This is a genomic window from Pseudomonas sp. P4_D7, assembly GCF_056401755.1.
Map to the genome: position 1 here is coordinate 19,772 of NZ_JBFUIR010000007.1, position 16,597 is coordinate 36,368.

Below are 16,597 nucleotides of genomic sequence, written 5' to 3' on the forward strand. Positions count from 1 at the left end.
GCAACAAAACCGGCGCGCAACTTACCCTCGAAAAACCGTTCCTGCAAAACTTCCTGTCATTTAATTGATCCGCTGGCCGCCCTCGCGGGGACGACGGCCAGCGGTTGCTGCTTCAAACCGGCTTATTTACCGGATTTGATCTTGGTCCAGCTGCGGGTCATTTCACGCTGGGTCGCTGCCGGCAAGTCGGCGATCGCATACAACTTGGCCTGCACGTCGGCTGGCGGGTAGATGCCTGGATCGCTGGTGATGTCTTTTTCCACCAGTGCGGTTGCAGCGGCGTTACCGTTCGGGAAACGTACGGCGTTGGTGATGCCGGCCATGACTTCAGGCTTCTGCAGGAAGGTCATGAACTTGTAGGCGCCTTCAACGTTTTCGGCATCTTTAGGGATGGCGACCATGTCGAAGAAGCTGCCCGCGCCTTCTTTCGGAATGGCGTAGCTGACTTTCACCTTGTCACCGGCCTCGGCGGCACGCGACTTGGCCTGCTGCACGTCACCCGAGTAGCCGACCGCTACGCAGATGTTGCCGTTGGCCAGGTCCGAGATGTACTTGGAGGAGTGGAAGTAGGTGATCGAAGGACGAATCTTGAGGAACAGTTCCTCGGCTTTCTTGATGTCTTCTTTCTTCTGGCTGTCGGTTGGCAGGCCCAGGTAGTGCAGCGCGACCGGGAGCATTTCGGTCGGCGAATCGAGGAAGCTCACGCCGCAGCCCTTGAGTTTGGCGATGTTCTCCGGCTTGAGCAGCACGTCCCACGAATCGATGGTGTCGACGCCCAGCGCAGCCTTGACCTTCTCCGCGTTGTAACCGATGCCGATCGAGCCCCACATGTACGGGAAGGCGTGCTTGTTGCCCGGGTCGCTGACCGACACGGCCTTGAGCAGGTCCTGGTTGAGGTTCTTCCAGTTAGGCAGCTTGGACTGGTCCAGCTCCTGGTAAACGCCAGCCTTGATCTGCTTGGCCAGGAAGTTGTTCGACGGTACGACCACGTCATAGCCGGACTTGCCCGCGAGCAGTTTGGCTTCCAGGGTTTCGTTACTGTCGAATACGTCGTAGACCACCTTGATCCCCGACTCTTTCTCGAAGTTGGCGATGGTGTCCGGCGCGATGTAATCGGACCAGTTGTAGACGTGCAGTACTTTGTCGTCCGCGTGAACCGCACCCGCCATCATGCCCGCCACGGACAGCGCGAGAAGTGTCTTGCCAGCAAGCTTTTTACCTAATGCCTTCATGCGTCATGCTCCAAATTTTTCTTTTTTGAACCACTTTGTTCAGCGGCCGAACCCGGACAACTGGAACCGCGGTTAGTCTGGCAAGATCCGAGGCGGTCTTTCAAGAAAAGACCGGCCTTTCTGACAGCTTTGAGCGAGAGCGCCGCAGCTCCCCCGCTCAGAGCCTAGCACTTAGCCTTGCAACGCACTGAGGGTCAGGTCCAGACACTTGCGTGCCTTGGTCACCAGCTCATCGATCTCGGCTTTGCTGATCACCAGCGGCGGCGCGATGATCATGGTGTCGCCCACAGCACGCATGATCAGGCCATTGTCGAAGCAGAACTGGCGGCAGATCATGCCGACGCCCTTGCCTTCATAACGCTTGCGCGTGGCCTTGTCCTGCACCAGCTCGATCGCGCCCAACAGACCAACCCCGCGAACTTCACCCACCAACGGGTGATCGCTCAGTTCCCGCAGACGTTTCTGCAAATACGGTGCCGTTTCGTTGCGGGCGTTCTCGATAATTTTTTCGTCGCGCAGAATGCGGATGTTTTCCAGGCCCACCGCTGCTGCCACCGGGTGACCGGAGTAAGTAAAGCCGTGGTTGAAATCGCCGCCTTCGTTGAGCACCGCCACAACGGAGTCGCGAACGATCAGGCCACCCATCGGGATGTAGCCGGAAGTCAGGCCTTTGGCGATGGTCATCATGTCGGGCGCAAGGTCGTAGAAATCGCTACCGAACCACTCACCGGTACGGCCGAAACCACAAATCACTTCGTCGGCGACGAAGAGGATGTCGTACTTGGCGAGGATTTCCTTGATGCGCGGCCAGTAGCTGTCTGGCGGAATGATCACGCCGCCGGCGCCCTGGATCGGCTCGGCAATAAAGGCACCGACGTTGTCGACGCCGACTTCGAGAATCTTCTCTTCCAGCTGGTTGGCCGCCCAGATACCGAACTCTTCCGGGGACATGTCGCCACCCTCAGCGAACCAGTACGGCTGCGCGATATGAACGATGCCCGGGATCGGCAAGTCGCCTTGTTCGTGCATATACGTCATGCCACCGAGGCTCGCGCCGGCTACGGTCGAACCGTGATAACCGTTCTTGCGGCTGATGATGACTTTCTTGTTCGGCTGGCCTTTGATCGCCCAGTAGTGGCGAACCATACGCAGCATGGTGTCGTTGCCTTCGGAGCCAGAGCCGGTGAAGAACACGTGGTTCATGCCTTCCGGTGCCACGTCGGCAATCGCCTTGGCCAGTTCCAGTGCCGGCGGGTGCGCGGTCTGGAAGAACAGGTTGTAGTACGGCAGTTCGCGCATTTGTTTGGCGGCCGCATCGGCCAGCTCATCACGACCATAACCGATAGCCACGCACCACAGACCAGCCATGCCGTCGAGAATCTTGTTGCCTTCGCTGTCCCACAGGTAAACGCCCTTGGCGTTGGTAATGATCCGCGGGCCCTTCTCTTTCAGTTGCTTGAAGTCGCTGAACGGGGCCAGGTGGTGATCATTGCTGAGTGCTTGCCACTCGCGGGTTTGCGGGTTGTTGCTGGTCATGCCAATTCTCCTTGTTATCGGTGAAGGCGCGGCTGCTGCCAGCCGCGCCCGGCGTATCAGACGGCGAAGAGCAGGTACTCACGCTCCCAGGAACTGATCACGCGCTTGAAGTTTTCATGCTCGGCCCGTTTTACCGCGACGTAGCCAGTGATGAAGGTTTTGCCCAGGTACTTCTCGATGGTCGCGCTGTTTTCCATACGTTCCAGTGCGTCTTCGATGGTCAGTGGCAGGCGCAGGTTGCGGCGCTCATAACCACGGCCCACCACCGGCGCGCTCGGGTTCAGGCCTTCGATCATGCCGATGTAGCCGCAGAGCAGGCTCGCGGCAATCGCCAGGTACGGGTTGGCGTCGGCGCCCGGCAAGCGGTTTTCCACACGGCGGTTCTGCGGGCCGGCATCGGGTACGCGCAGGCCCACGGTGCGGTTCTCTTCGCCCCACTCCACGTTCACCGGTGCCGAGGTATCCGGCAGGAAGCGGCGGAACGAGTTGACGTTGGGTGCGAACAGCGGCAGCAATTCCGGGATCAATTTCTGCAGGCCACCGATGTGGTGCAGGAACAACTGGCTCATGGTTCCGTCTTCATTGGAGAAGACGTTTTTGCCGGTTTCGATGTCGATGATGCTTTGGTGCAAATGCATCGCGCTGCCCGGCTCGCCGGTCATTGGCTTGGCCATGAAAGTCGCGGCCACGTCGTGCTTGAGTGCTGCTTCACGCATGGTGCGCTTGAACACCAGAATCTGGTCGGCCAGCGACAGTGCGTCACCGTGACGGAAGTTGATTTCCATCTGCGCCGTGCCGTCTTCGTGGATCAGCGTGTCGAGGTCCAGCTCCTGCAGTTCGCACCAGTCGTAGACATCTTCGAACAGCGGATCGAATTCGTTCGCCGCTTCAATGGAGAACGACTGACGACCGATTTCCGGACGGCCCGAGCGGCCAATCGGAGGCTGCAACGGATAGTCAGGGTCGTCGCTGCGCTTGGTCAGGTAGAACTCCATTTCCGGCGCGACGATCGGCTGCCAGCCCTTGTCGGCATAGAGCTTGAGAACTTTCTTGAGGACGTTGCGCGGCGACAGCTCGATCGGGTTGCCCTGCTTGTCGTAGGTGTCGTGGATCACTTGAGCAGTTGGCTCGATGGCCCACGGCACCAGGTACACGGCGTTCTGGTCGGGGCGGCAGATCATGTCGATGTCGGCCGGGTCGAGCAGTTCGTAATAGATGTCGTCTTCGACGTAGTCGCCGGTCACGGTCTGCAACAGCACGCTTTCTGGCAGGCGCATGCCTTTTTCGGCGATGAACTTGTTGGTCGGCGAGATCTTGCCCCGGGTGATACCGGTCAAGTCGGCGATCATGCATTCGACTTCTGTGATCTTGTGGTCTTTCAACCAATCGGTGAGCTGGTCGAGGTTGTTACTCATAAATGCCTCTGGGCTGAGTCTCCTGACAGGATGTCAGGCAAAGTTTGACGCTTTGAGCGTCGCGTTAAAGGGGGCTTGCTCGCGCAGTACCGGCTTACGCCTGGCACCGCGCATAGACAATGAAAGAGGAGCTTACCTGCCCTTTACGCTGGCGTTGCATTTCCTGTGCACAGACGAGGCGTGCAGAATCATGAGCACGGCTGGGCACGCGACACAGGCTTTGGAAGTGAAAGCGATCTATATTGGAAGGGGACGCCATAAACAGGATGCTGTCCCGTACGTCCAGAATATCGGACGCTTGCGCTTGAGCGACCATGGACGGGAACATCGTCGGCAACGATTCAGCCATGCTGGCTGCGCTACGGACGGATTTTTCGCCACTGATGTGATGAGCATGCAGACCGGACTGTTGCGAGCAGTCGGTGATGCCGATTAACGGCAGGCGAGACATGAAGCACCCCGGTATTATTGCTGTTATGGGTTTGATCGGAGCTTAGCCTTGTTCATTTTTTTACACAACACCCCCGTAAAAAATACAACACGGCCTGCTCAAGCCCGCGGGTGGCAAGCTTCCTCATGACAAAAAACTGCCCAAAAATGCCCCATAAATGCCCTCACAGCGCTTTTTTAGGGCAAAAAAGGCCTCGCTTGACTTCGGCAGGCCGTTCGGGTTGACTGAAACCAGAAAAGATCAATGATTGATATTTTTAACAACAAAGGTGTTGCATCATGTCGGTACCCCCGCGTGCCGTTCAGCTTAACGAAGCGAACGCGTTCCTTAAGGAACATCCTGAGGTTCTGTACGTTGACCTTCTGATTGCGGATATGAATGGTGTGGTGCGCGGCAAGCGCATTGAACGCACCAGCCTCCACAAGGTTTACGAGAAAGGCATCAACCTGCCGGCCTCTCTATTTGCTCTGGATATCAACGGTTCCACGGTGGAAAGCACCGGCCTGGGCCTGGACATCGGCGACGCCGATCGTATCTGCTATCCAATCCCCGATACCCTGTGCAACGAGCCATGGCAGAAGCGCCCGACTGCGCAACTGTTGATGACCATGCACGAACTCGAAGGCGACCCGTTCTTCGCCGATCCGCGCGAAGTGCTCCGTCAAGTTGTTGCAAAGTTTGACGAGCTGGGCCTGACCATTTGCGCCGCATTTGAACTCGAGTTCTACCTGATCGACCAGGAAAACGTGAACGGCCGTCCTCAGCCGCCACGCTCGCCGATCTCCGGCAAACGTCCGCACTCGACGCAGGTCTACCTGATCGACGACCTAGACGAATACGTTGACTGCCTCCAGGACATTCTGGAAGGCGCCAAAGAGCAAGGCATTCCGGCCGACGCCATCGTCAAGGAAAGTGCCCCGGCGCAGTTCGAAGTGAACCTGCACCACGTAGCCGACCCGATCAAGGCCTGCGACTACGCGGTCCTGCTCAAGCGCCTGATCAAGAACATCGCGTACGACCATGAAATGGACACCACCTTCATGGCCAAGCCGTATCCGGGCCAGGCAGGTAATGGTCTGCACGTACACATCTCGATTCTGGATAAAGAAGGCAAAAACATTTTTGCCAGCGAGGATCCCGAGCAGAACGCCGCGCTGCGTCACGCGATCGGCGGTGTGCTCGAGACCCTGCCCGCGCAGATGGCTTTCCTCTGCCCGAACGTCAACTCCTACCGTCGTTTCGGCGCACAGTTCTACGTGCCGAACTCGCCGTGCTGGGGCCTGGACAACCGCACCGTGGCGATTCGCGTACCGACCGGCTCTGCCGATGCCGTGCGTATCGAACACCGCGTGGCCGGTGCCGACGCCAACCCGTACCTGCTGATGGCTTCGGTACTGGCCGGCGTGCATCATGGTCTGACCAACAAGATCGAGCCAGGCGCGCCAGTCGAAGGCAACAGCTACGAGCAGAACGAGCAAAGCCTGCCGAACAACTTGCGCGATGCCCTGCGTGAGCTGGACGACAGCGAGGTGATGGCCAAGTACATCGATCCGAAATACATCGATATTTTCGTCGCCTGCAAGGAAAGCGAGCTGGAGGAGTTCGAACACTCCATCTCCGACCTTGAGTACAACTGGTATCTGCATACCGTGTAAGCGGTTGTAGCGCCAAACAGAACGCCGTCGGCTCTTGCAGCCGGCGGCGTTTTTTTATGTCCGGACTCAGATCCCAAGGGTGGGGGTGAATGGCCGCCTGCGGCGGTTCGCGAGCAAGCTCGCTCCCACAGAGATCTTCAGTGAACATGGGTTGTGTGTACACAGGAGATCCCCTGTGGGAGCGAGCTTGCTCCGGGCGGCGTTCCGACGAAAGCGGTCGACAAGACAACACACAAGCCGGCTCGTACAATGCCCGCTGCCCCGCAGGAGACTTCCATGACGCAACCCGCCCCCGTCCGCAAACCCCGTGCCCGCAGTCAGGCGCGCATCGATTCGATACTCGACGCCGCGCGTACATTGCTGGCCGCCGAGGGTGTGGCGAGTCTGTCGATCTACAGCGTCGCCGAGCGCGCGCAGATTCCGCCCTCCTCCGTGTACCACTTCTTCGCCAGCGTCCCGGCGTTGCTTGAGGCACTGACGGCGGATGTGCACGCTGCATTTCGTGCCTGCCTGCAAGCGCCGATCGATCACGAAGCTTTGCGCGACTGGCGCGATCTGTCGCGGTTGGTTGAGCAACGGATGCTGGAGATCTACGATGAAGACGCGGCGGCACGGCAGTTGATCCTTGCCCAGCATGGTCTGACCGAAGTCACTCAGGCTGACCGTCAGCACGATATTGAACTGGGCGACCTGATGCACAAGCTGTTCGATCATCACTTCGAATTGCCTAGGCTGCCGAAGGATGTCGATGTGTTCGCCCTGGCGATGGAGTTGGGTGATCGGGTATATGCGCGTTCGGTGCAACAGCATGGGCAGATCACGCCGCGCATGGCCGAGGAAGGGATGCGGGTGTTTGATGCTTATATCGGCCTGTATCTACCGCCGTATCTACCCAAAAGATCTCTAGTGCTCTGACTGGCCCTTTCGCGAGCAAGCTCGCTCCCACAGTGATTTGTAGTGAATACAACATCTGTGGGCAACACCGAACCTGTGGGAGCGAGCCTGCTCGCGAAGGCCGCACCGCAGTTTTCAGATCAGGCACAAAAAACCCCGAAGGGCTCACGCCCTCCGGGGTTGTTTTTTACTCACCGGCTTACAACTTGGCGATCGACACCTCGGTGGATTTTACAAAGGCGATCACTTCGCTGCCGACCACCAGTTCCAACTCCTTGACCGAGCGGGTGGTGATCACCGAAGTGACAATGCCGGAAGCGGTCTGCACGTCGATTTCCGACAGCACGTCACCGAGGACGATTTCCTTGATCGAGCCTTTGAACTGGTTGCGGACGTTGATGGCTTTGATAGTCATGGCAATGATTCCTGTCGTTTGCTTGAGTTATTGAGCCCAACGCAGTTGCGTAGGCAGTGGTGAAACAGGTTCCGGCGCCGGCGGTTCGCCGGGCAGGGAGAGAACACGGTTAAGCACTTCGGTTTCCAGCGCCGCCAGTCGGTGCGAACCACGCACTCGCGGTCGCGGCAGTTCCACATGCAGATCAAGACCGACTTCGCCGTCCTCAATCAGAATCACCCGGTCGGCAATCGCCACCGCTTCGCTGACGTCATGAGTCACCAGCAGCACGGTGAAGCCGTGTTGCTGCCAGAGACGTTCGATCAGTTGCTGCATTTCAATGCGGGTGAGTGCGTCGAGTGCGCCGAGCGGTTCGTCGAGCAGTAACAGACGCGGTTGGTGGATCAGCGCCCGCGCCAGTGCAACCCGCTGCTTCTGTCCGCCAGATAACGCCGCCGGCCACTCATTGGCACGATCCGCCAGACCGACTGCTTCCAGCGCATCCAGTGCTTGCTGACGCCAGTTGCCCTTGAGCCCAAGGCCAACGTTGTCGATGATCTTTTTCCACGGCAGCAGACGTGCTTCCTGGAACATCAATCGGGTGTCTTCCCGCGCATCGCTGAGCGGCGCAGAACCGGCGAGCAAGTCGCCGCCAGTCGGTTGATCGAGCCCGGCGAGCAAGCGCAGCAAGGTACTTTTGCCGCAGCCGCTACGCCCGACCACGGCGACAAACTGCCCTGCCGGAATGTGCAGATCGATGTCACGTAACACCTGCCGCGCGCCGAAGGTTTTCTGCAGGTTGCGCACTGCCAGCGGAATCCCGCGCAGCAGGCGTGGAGGTTGTTGAGCAGTCATGCCGCACCTCCTTTGGCAACCTGATAGGCCGGGTGCCAACGCAACCACACACGTTCAAGTCCACGTGCCGCGAGGTCAGCGAGTTTGCCGAGCACTGCGTAAAGCAGGATCGCCAGCACCACCACGTCGGTCTGCAAGAACTCGCGGGCATTCATCGCCAGATAGCCGATGCCCGAGCTGGCGGAAATGGTTTCGGCGACGATCAGCGTCAGCCACATAAAGCCCAGGGCGAAGCGCACGCCGACCAGAATCGAAGGCAGCGCACCCGGCAGAATCACCTGCCAGAACAGGCTGAAACCGCTCAGGCCATAGCTGCGCGCCATCTCCACCAGCGCCGGATCGACGTTGCGGATGCCGTGATAGGTATTCAGGTAAATCGGGAACAACGTGCCCAGCGCCACCAGAAAAATCTTCGCCGACTCGTCGATGCCGAACCACAGGATCACCAGCGGAATCAGCGCCAGATGCGGCACGTTGCGGATCATCTGCACCGAACTGTCGAGCAGGCGTTCGCCCCACTTCGACAGACCGGTGATAAAGCCCAGGACCAGACCGATGCTGCCGCCGATGGTGAAACCGAGGGCTGCACGCCAGCCACTGATGGCCAGGTGCGTCCAGATCTCGCCGCTGCGCACCAGGCTCACGCCGGCCTCGATCACCGCCACCGGTGCTGGCAGAATCCGTGTCGACAACCAACCAGCCGACACCGACAACTGCCACACCGCCAGCAACAACACCGGCAACGCCCAGGGCGCGAGGCTGTGGATGATTTTCTTCATGGCGCGCCTCAGCTCTGCGACGCGGCTTTGGGAAGAATGTCGTTGGCGACCATCTCGCCGAACGGGCTGACATAACCGGCGCTTTTCGGCAGTTCCGGGCGCTCGATGTCGAGGTGCGGGAACAGCAGTTCAGCGACGCGGTACGACTCTTCGAGGTGTGGATAACCGGAGAAGATAAAGGTGTCGATGCCCAGATCGGCGTATTCCTTCACGCGCGCGGCCACGGTCGGGCCATCGCCGACCAGCGCCGTACCGGCACCACCACGCACCAGACCGACGCCGGCCCACAGATTCGGGCTGACTTCGAGGTTGTCGCGACTGCCGCCGTGCAGGGCGGCCATGCGTTGTTGGCCGACCGAATCGAACCGCGCCAGCGAAGCCTGAGCACGAGCGATGGTGTCGTCGTCCAGGTGCGAGATCAGCCGATCCGCCGCTTGCCACGCTTCAGCGTTGGTTTCACGGACGATCACATGCAGACGAATGCCGAAGCGCACGGTGCGGCCGAGCTTGGCGGCTTTGGCGCGCACCTGTTCGATCTTCTCCGCAACCGCTGCGGGCGGCTCGCCCCAGGTCAAAACCATTTCCACTTGTTCTGCAGCCAGATCCTGCGCCGCTTCCGAAGAACCACCGAAGTACAGCGGCGGACGCGGTTGCTGGATCGGCGGATAGAGCAACTTCGCGCCTTTCACGCTGATGTGCTGACCGTCGTAATCGACGGTTTCGCCTTCCAGCACACGACGCCAGATGCGGGTGAATTCCACCGAAGCCTGATAGCGTTCTTCGTGGCTGAGGAACAGACCATCGCCGGCCAATTCTTCCGGGTCACCACCAGTGACCAGATTGAACAGCGCACGGCCGCCGGACAGACGATCCAGCGTGGCTGCCTGCCGCGCCGCCACCGTCGGGGAAATGATCCCGGGGCGCAGAGCCACGAGGAATTTCAGGCGCTGGGTCACCGGGATCAGCGACGCTGCCACCAGCCATGAGTCTTCGCAAGAACGGCCGGTAGGAATCAGCACACCGCCGAAGCCCAGACGATCCGCCGCTTGCGCGACCTGTTGCAGATAACCGTGGTCGACGGCGCGAGCGCCTTCGGCGGTGCCAAGGTAATGGCCGTCGCCGTGGGTAGGCAGGAACCAGAAGATATTGAGGCTCATGGAGTGGTCTCCTTAGGAATTCGAATTACTGCGCTTTAGCCACAGCGGCCGGTGGTGTCCAGATCACATCCTTGATGCTCAATGGCTTGGGAATCAGCTTGAGCTGGAAGAACGTGTCGGCGATCTTTTGCTGCGCGGCGACCACTTCCGGGGTCAGGAACAGCGCGCCGTAGCCCTGGCGTTTCACCGAGGTCAGGGTGATGTCCGCCGGCAGACCGAGCAGTGGCGCAACCTGTTGGGTCACGTCTTCAGGATTGGCTTTCGACCACTCGCCGACTGCGCGCACTTCTTCCACGAGGGTCTTGATCACCTGAGGATTTTTCTCGGCGTAAGGCTTGGTCGCGAGGTAAAACTGGTGGTTGTCGACGATGCCTTTACCGTCGCGCAGGGTGTGCGCTTGCAGTTGTTTTTCAGCAGCAGCCTGGTACGGATCCCAGATGACCCAGGCGTCGACGCTGCCACGTTCGAACGCGGCGCGGGCATCGGCGGGCGGCAGGAATACGGTTTGAATATCGGTGTACTTGAGACCGGCGTCTTCCAGTGCGCGCACCAGCAGGTAGTGGACGTTGGAGCCTTTGTTCAGCGCAACTTTCTTGCCCTTGAGATCGGCCACCGATTTGATCGGCGAGTCTTTCGGCACAAGGATCGCTTCGCTGTTCGGCGCTGGCGGTTCGTAGGCAACGTAAAGCAGATCGGCGCCGGCAGCCAGGGCAAAGACGGGCGGGGTTTCGCCGGTGACACCGAAGTCGATCGAGCCGACGTTCAGGCCTTCCAGCAGTTGCGGGCCGCCGGGGAATTCAGTCCATTGCACGTCGACGCCTTGGGCGGCCAGACGTTTTTCCAGAGTGCCCTTGGCTTTGAGCAGCACCAGCGTGCCGTATTTCTGATAACCGATCCGAAGGGTCTCGGCTTGAGCTTGAGTGATGGCGCCGAAGGTGACAGCCGCAGCAAACAGAGCGACCAGACCACGACGCAAAAATACAGTGCGCATAGCGCTCTCCTTTTTGCTGTTGGGTTTTGGCTGCACCTGCTTGGCCGTTAGCGGCTGAGTAAGGTGAGTGGAGCAAATTCGGGTGTGGCTTTTAAATGCTCCAGCGAGCACTCAACAAACGTCCGTTCAACAGGCCCGGTTCCAGCGGTTTCGGCCGGCGGGCCATGGCGCCGACAAACTGATCCAGCGCTTCATGCAGTCGCTGCTCCAGCGCCGGTGCCAGTTGTGCTGCGGCACTGCCTTCGCCGTAAGCGATCTGGCTGTCCTCGGCGAAAATCCCCTGGAGCATTTCCTGGGCTTTCAGCGCGGACAACACAGGCTTGAGCGCGTAATCGACCACCAGCATGTGGGCGATGCTGCCGCCGGTGGCCATTGGCAAAACAATCTTGTGGTTCAGGGCGCGCTCCGGGAGCAGATCCAGCAACGTCTTCAACGCGCCGGAAAACGAAGCCTTGTACACCGGCGTGGCGATCAACAGGCCGTCGGCGTTTTCGATCTGTTGCAGCAGGTCGAGCACCTTCGGGCTGTCGAAGCGGGCGTGAAGCAAATCTTCAGCCGGGAAGTCCCGCACCTGATAACTCACCACTTCCACCCCTTGCGCCTGCAACCAGCGTTGCGAGCGTTCCAGCAGCACCCCGGAACGGGAGCGCAGGCTGGGACTGCCACCGAGTGAGACGACCAGCATCGAGACAATTCCTTAAGCGTTTCAGGCGATTCGCGGGTTGCGATCTCGCTTCGATGGGAGTGACCTTACCAGCTGATTTATATATCCATAAATCATATTTATTCATTTGGTTATGCGTTTTGGAGATATGCGATTGAGGTTATTCAAGACGAAAAAAAAGGCCGTCGAAACGGCCTGAAATCCCCTGCTTAGTAGCAACCACTGATCATTCCCACGCTCTGCGTGGGAATGAATCCATGGACGCTCCGCGTCCACTGTGACGCGGAGCGTCACGGGCGGCATTCCCACGCGGACGGTTCGACGCCTCGACGTGGGAACGATCTGCCCGGTGAGATCACTTATTCGGCTGTGGCGTCAGGCGCAGGTACGGCTTCACCGCGCGATAGCCCTTCGGAAAGCGCTGCTTGATCTCGTCCTCATCCTTGAGCGACGGCACGATCACGACCTCTTCACCGTCCTGCCAGTTGGCCGGCGTAGCCACCTTGTAGTTGTCGGTGAGCTGCAGCGAATCGATCACCCGAAGAATCTCGTGGAAGTTGCGCCCGGTGCTCGCCGGGTAGGTGATGGTCAAACGAATCTTCTTGTTCGGATCGATCACGAACAGCGAGCGCACGGTCAGCGTGTCGTTGGCGTTCGGGTGGATCAGGTCATACAGATCCGAGACCTTGCGATCGGCGTCCGCCAGGATCGGAAAGTTGACGACAGTGTTCTGGGTTTCGTTGATGTCTTCGATCCACTTGTGGTGCGAATCCACCGGGTCGACCGACAGCGCGATGGCTTTGACGCCGCGTTTGCTGAACTCATCCTTGAGCTTGGCGGTGAAGCCCAGCTCAGTGGTGCACACCGGAGTGAAGTCCGCCGGGTGGGAGAACAGCACGCCCCAGCTATCGCCCAGCCATTCGTGGAAACGAATCTTGCCGGCGCTGGAATCCTGTTCGAAATCGGGGGCGATGTCGCCGAGTCTGAGGCTCATGGTGCTGCTCCTGATGAGTTGTTCGAGACCTCAACTGTAGCCCGGGATTTGCCATCGTTAAAAAGAATAAATAACTAGATATCTAGATCATTATTGAATATTAAATATCTGTTCACTGGACGCTGGCAGGCATCCCGACGACCATCGGTCGCAAGGTTCGAGAAGGCCTTGAGTTGCTTTAAAGAGGGAAGTTTCGGGGATGGCTTACGGGGGTGAGCCTGACTCGAAAACGCAAAAGCCCCGTCCGGCGCAATGCCGGACGGGGCTTTTTTACATCAGCGAATCGAGGCGCGCTATTACAGCAGCGGGATCGAGTAGCTGACGATCAGGCGGTTTTCATCCTGGTCACGCTGACCTGGGATGTCGTTGCGCCACATGGCGTTTTTCCACATCACGCCAACGTTTTTCAGCGGGCCTTCCGGTACGACATAACCGATGGTCAGGTCGCGTTCCCACTCGGAACGGCCATTGCCGTTTTCAAGGCCGTTTTTACCCACAGTGTCGATGTTGTCGCCACGCAGGTAAACCATACCGGCAGTCAAGCCCGGCACGCCGACTTTAGCGAAGTCATACGAGTAGCGTGCTTGCCAGGTGCGCTCGCCGGCACGGCCGAACTTCTGGATTTGCATGTCAGTGATGGTGTAGTTCGACGAACCGTCACCTTGGTTCAGCCAAGGGAAGTCGCTGCTACCGTTGGAAACCTGATAGCCGCCACCGAAGGTGTGACCGGCAACGGTATACAAGAACAGGCCGCTGTACAGATTGTTGTCGACCTTACCTTTACCGCTTGTCTGACCGGTGTAGTTACCATTGCTGTAGTAAGCCGGAGTGTTGGAGTTAGCACCATCATCCGAGCTGTTGAAGTAACGGAAGTCAGATTTCAACACGCCAGGGCCAATTGCCCAGTTGTGGACAAGCCCAAGGAAGTGCTGCTTGTAGAAATCTTCTAGGTTGCCGTAGTAGTACTGAGCAGTCAGGTCCTTGGTGATTTTGTAGTCACCACCACCGTAGATGAACTTGTTGCTGTTGGTAATACGTGCGGTTGCACCACCAATGGACATGTTTTCGTTGTTGCTGGAGTTACGTCCCTTCACGGCTTCGATCTGACCGCCAACCAGAGTCAGATCCTTGATTTCGCCAGAGGTAATCTGTCCACCCTGCCACGTTTGCGGCAACAGACGACCGTCGTTGGTCACGATCACTGGCAGTTTCGGCTGCAGGGTGCCCAACTTCAGTTCGGTCTGAGAGATCTTGGCTTTGGCAGTCAGACCCAGACTGGAGAAGCTGTCGACAGCGTCACCATTGTGTTCGCTTGGGAAAACGGTGCCGCCGTAGTTACCGATACCGTTGGTGCCACCACCCGAATCGAGACGCACACCCAGCAGACCAATGGCGTCGATACCGAAACCTACAGTGCCTTGGGTGTAACCAGAGATGAAGCGCAGATCGAAGCCTTGGCCCCATTCTTCGTTCTTCTTCTGAGCGCCAGCCGCTTTTGTGCCGGAGTCACGGTTATCGTTGTTGATGTAGAAGTTACGCAGCCCCAAAGTAGCTTTGCTGTCTTCGATGAAACCAGCGGCGCCTGCCTGCTGCGCCATAACCCCTACGGCCACAGCCAGGGCCAAGGTGGACTTGTTCATGTATCGCTCCTCTCGTTTCTAATTTTTTTGCTTTTTTTACTGTCGGTTCCGGATCTATTGCCCGAAATCCTCAACGCTTGATCGCGACGGACCATCTACCCCCGGTCAAAGCCGCGAAAGGATACCCCGGCATAGTCCTTAAAAGAATTGTTTCACTCTTTTTCAGAGCGTCGAGGCATATATATAGGCAGCGCAGACTGGAGGTATCGGCTTCAACACCGATTCCTGAACCCTGCAGATTGTCGAGGGACAAAAATGCCAAAACACCGCAGCGTATTTTGAACGCCGCACGGGCCTACTTTAGGCTTTCACCGAAGAACATAAAAAGAATAAAAATCGCCATTAGACTTATATTTTGGAATATAGAAAAATGCGCAAAAAAAACCTTGCCGAGGGGCAAGGTTTTTTTCAGGACTTGTTACAGGAAGCTGTAGGTGTAGTTGAAGATCAGGCGGGTCTGGTCCTGATCGGCAATATTGATTTCGCTGCCGCGATAAACACCATTGCGCAGTGTCACACCAAAACCTTTGAGAGCACCCTGTTGAATGGTGTAGTCGATACGCATGTCCCGTTCCCACTCGGACATATCGCTGCCGGTGCCATTCGTTGCCTTGATGTTGTCGCCATGCAGGTAAGCGATCGAGGCTTTGAGGCCAGGTACACCCAGGCCTGCGAAGTCATAGGAGTACTGACCGAAGGTGGTGTTTTCACCGGCACGAACGAAACCGTTGATCATGGAGTCGGTGAACAGATAGAAACTGGCGCCACCGGCACCTTCAGGGCGACCGTTGCCATCGACCACGTTGCCTTGGTTCAGGTAGACGAAGCCACCGTCATCGTTGACACGTTGATGGCCAAGCAAGAAGGCGTTGCCACCCAAGGTGTAAGTGAACATGGCGCTCCAGGTCTTGTTATCGACCTCGCCCGGGTTCTTGGCATAACCACCGTTGTTATTGAAGCGGTAGCCTGCGTCCCCGTTCTTGCCATCGGAGCTGCTGTCGAAATAGCGGATGTCCGTCTTGAACGACTGGTTGGTGCCGATCGGAAGCACGTGTATCAGACCAAAGAAGTTCTGCTTGTAATAATCCTGCAGGTTCGAATGGTAGTACTGCAGGGTCAGGTCTTTGGTGACCTTCCAGTCAGCACCGGCATAGCGGAACTGGTTGCTGTCCTGCGTACCACCGGCCACAGCTAGGCCGGTGCTGTTTGTCGAGGCGCGACCCACAGCGTGCTCGAGCTGACCAGCATTGAAGGTAACGTTGTCGATTTCCTTGGAGGTGATCGTGCCACCCTCGAAGGTTTGAGGCAGCAGACGGCTATCGTTCGCAACCAGAATCGGCAAGCTAGGTTGCAGAGCGCCACCCAGGTGAGCTTCGGTCTTGGACAGACGTGCCTTCACGTTGCCCGCTACGCGGCTCCAGGACTGCGTTGCTGAACCGTCGGAGTCACTTGGGCTGAACGAGTTATTGTCTGGGTGGTGCCCACGGCCACCATCCAGGTGAATGCCGCTGAGCGCCTGCACATCAAGACCAAAACCGACCGTGCCTTGAGTGAAACCGGACAGGTAATCAAACTTGAAGCCCTGCGCGGCTTCTCGCTGATCTGCGCCGCCATCACGGTTGTCGTTGTTGAAATACATGGTGCGGGAACTGATAGAAGCCTTGCTGTCTTCGATGAAACCCGCGGCACCTGCCTGCTGCGCCAATACCCCAAAGGCCACAGCCACGGCCAAGGTGGACTTATTCATTGTTAAGCTCCTCTCGTTTCTAATTCTTGTTGACCTGGCCCGGATCGATGCCCGGGTTCCAAAGGTTAGCGATTAGCGCCAGAGCGTGACCCACAAGTCAATCGTAACTTTGTGTGTCTACGACCATAGTCTAATCAGCGGTTTTTTGGTCCATGCAGATTCATGAGTTCGTCATGAATCTGAAAAGAATGGA

Annotated in this window: 15 protein-coding genes; 2 read left to right on the plus strand and 13 right to left on the minus strand. The window is 58.1% G+C overall.

Going from position 1 to position 16,597, the window contains the following annotated elements; all coding sequences use genetic code 11:
- Positions 1-122: 122 nt before the first annotated feature.
- The 4 genes from AC1DVF_RS07075 to AC1DVF_RS07090 all read right to left on the minus strand — a co-directional run bounded on the left by AC1DVF_RS07075 (position 123) and on the right by AC1DVF_RS07090 (position 4,634).
- Positions 123-1,232: a polyamine ABC transporter substrate-binding protein gene (locus tag AC1DVF_RS07075; RefSeq protein WP_099757458.1), complete on the minus strand. Its 1,110-nt coding sequence runs from the start codon at positions 1,230-1,232 to the stop codon at positions 123-125.
- A 171-nt stretch (positions 1,233-1,403) separates the two neighbouring features.
- A complete protein-coding gene (locus AC1DVF_RS07080) occupies positions 1,404-2,768 on the minus strand; it encodes an aspartate aminotransferase family protein (RefSeq protein WP_093429776.1) in 1,365 nt (454 codons plus the stop codon).
- 56 nt (positions 2,769-2,824) lie between these two features.
- Positions 2,825-4,183, minus strand: a complete 1,359-nt coding sequence (locus AC1DVF_RS07085) for a glutamine synthetase family protein (RefSeq protein WP_099757459.1) — start codon at positions 4,181-4,183, stop codon at positions 2,825-2,827.
- A gap of 94 nt (positions 4,184-4,277) precedes the next feature.
- The gene (locus AC1DVF_RS07090; RefSeq protein WP_460089197.1) at positions 4,278-4,634 is read right to left on the minus strand and encodes a gamma-glutamyl-gamma-aminobutyrate hydrolase family protein; all 357 of its coding nucleotides are present in this window, start codon (positions 4,632-4,634) and stop codon (positions 4,278-4,280) included.
- 278 nt (positions 4,635-4,912) lie between these two features.
- Here AC1DVF_RS07090 and AC1DVF_RS07095 point away from each other — a divergent pair, with 278 nt between their 5' ends.
- Together AC1DVF_RS07095 and AC1DVF_RS07100 are read left to right on the plus strand one after the other, a co-directional pair.
- Positions 4,913-6,289, plus strand: a complete 1,377-nt coding sequence (locus AC1DVF_RS07095; RefSeq protein ID WP_038358985.1) for a glutamine synthetase family protein — start codon at positions 4,913-4,915, stop codon at positions 6,287-6,289.
- A gap of 276 nt (positions 6,290-6,565) precedes the next feature.
- Positions 6,566-7,204, plus strand: a complete 639-nt coding sequence (locus AC1DVF_RS07100) for a TetR/AcrR family transcriptional regulator (protein WP_477782268.1) — start codon at positions 6,566-6,568, stop codon at positions 7,202-7,204.
- A 178-nt stretch (positions 7,205-7,382) separates the two neighbouring features.
- On the opposite strand, the gene AC1DVF_RS07105 is transcribed toward AC1DVF_RS07100, so the two are convergent.
- From AC1DVF_RS07105 to AC1DVF_RS07145, 9 genes are all read right to left on the minus strand, one after another.
- On the minus strand, positions 7,383-7,598 hold the full coding sequence (locus AC1DVF_RS07105) for a TOBE domain-containing protein (protein WP_003229256.1): 216 nt from the start codon (positions 7,596-7,598) through the stop codon (positions 7,383-7,385).
- 27 nt (positions 7,599-7,625) lie between these two features.
- Positions 7,626-8,432 carry an aliphatic sulfonates ABC transporter ATP-binding protein gene (ssuB, locus tag AC1DVF_RS07110; protein WP_093429772.1) on the minus strand — a complete coding sequence of 269 codons (807 nt, stop codon included), beginning with the start codon at positions 8,430-8,432 and terminating at the stop codon, positions 7,626-7,628.
- The gene (ssuC, locus tag AC1DVF_RS07115) at positions 8,429-9,211 is read right to left on the minus strand and encodes an aliphatic sulfonate ABC transporter permease SsuC (RefSeq protein WP_003229260.1); all 783 of its coding nucleotides are present in this window, start codon (positions 9,209-9,211) and stop codon (positions 8,429-8,431) included. Before ssuC ends, ssuB begins: the two co-directional genes overlap by 4 nt.
- An 8-nt stretch (positions 9,212-9,219) precedes the next feature.
- The gene (ssuD, locus tag AC1DVF_RS07120) at positions 9,220-10,368 is read right to left on the minus strand and encodes an FMNH2-dependent alkanesulfonate monooxygenase (protein WP_007939251.1); all 1,149 of its coding nucleotides are present in this window, start codon (positions 10,366-10,368) and stop codon (positions 9,220-9,222) included.
- 25 nt (positions 10,369-10,393) lie between these two features.
- Positions 10,394-11,359: a sulfonate ABC transporter substrate-binding protein gene (locus AC1DVF_RS07125; protein ID WP_477782269.1), complete on the minus strand. Its 966-nt coding sequence runs from the start codon at positions 11,357-11,359 to the stop codon at positions 10,394-10,396.
- 91 nt (positions 11,360-11,450) lie between these two features.
- Entirely contained in the window at positions 11,451-12,044 is a 594-nt protein-coding gene (gene ssuE / locus AC1DVF_RS07130; protein ID WP_477782270.1) for an NADPH-dependent FMN reductase, read from the minus strand.
- A 334-nt stretch (positions 12,045-12,378) separates the two neighbouring features.
- A complete protein-coding gene (locus AC1DVF_RS07135) occupies positions 12,379-13,017 on the minus strand; it encodes a peroxiredoxin (protein ID WP_095125823.1) in 639 nt (212 codons plus the stop codon).
- Between the two features lie 296 nt (positions 13,018-13,313).
- Positions 13,314-14,657, minus strand: coding sequence for an OprD family porin (locus tag AC1DVF_RS07140; protein WP_320336177.1), 1,344 nt, complete (start codon positions 14,655-14,657; stop codon positions 13,314-13,316).
- Between the two features lie 418 nt (positions 14,658-15,075).
- Positions 15,076-16,404, minus strand: a complete 1,329-nt coding sequence (locus AC1DVF_RS07145) for an OprD family porin (RefSeq protein WP_093429767.1) — start codon at positions 16,402-16,404, stop codon at positions 15,076-15,078.
- Positions 16,405-16,597 lie beyond the last annotated feature (193 nt).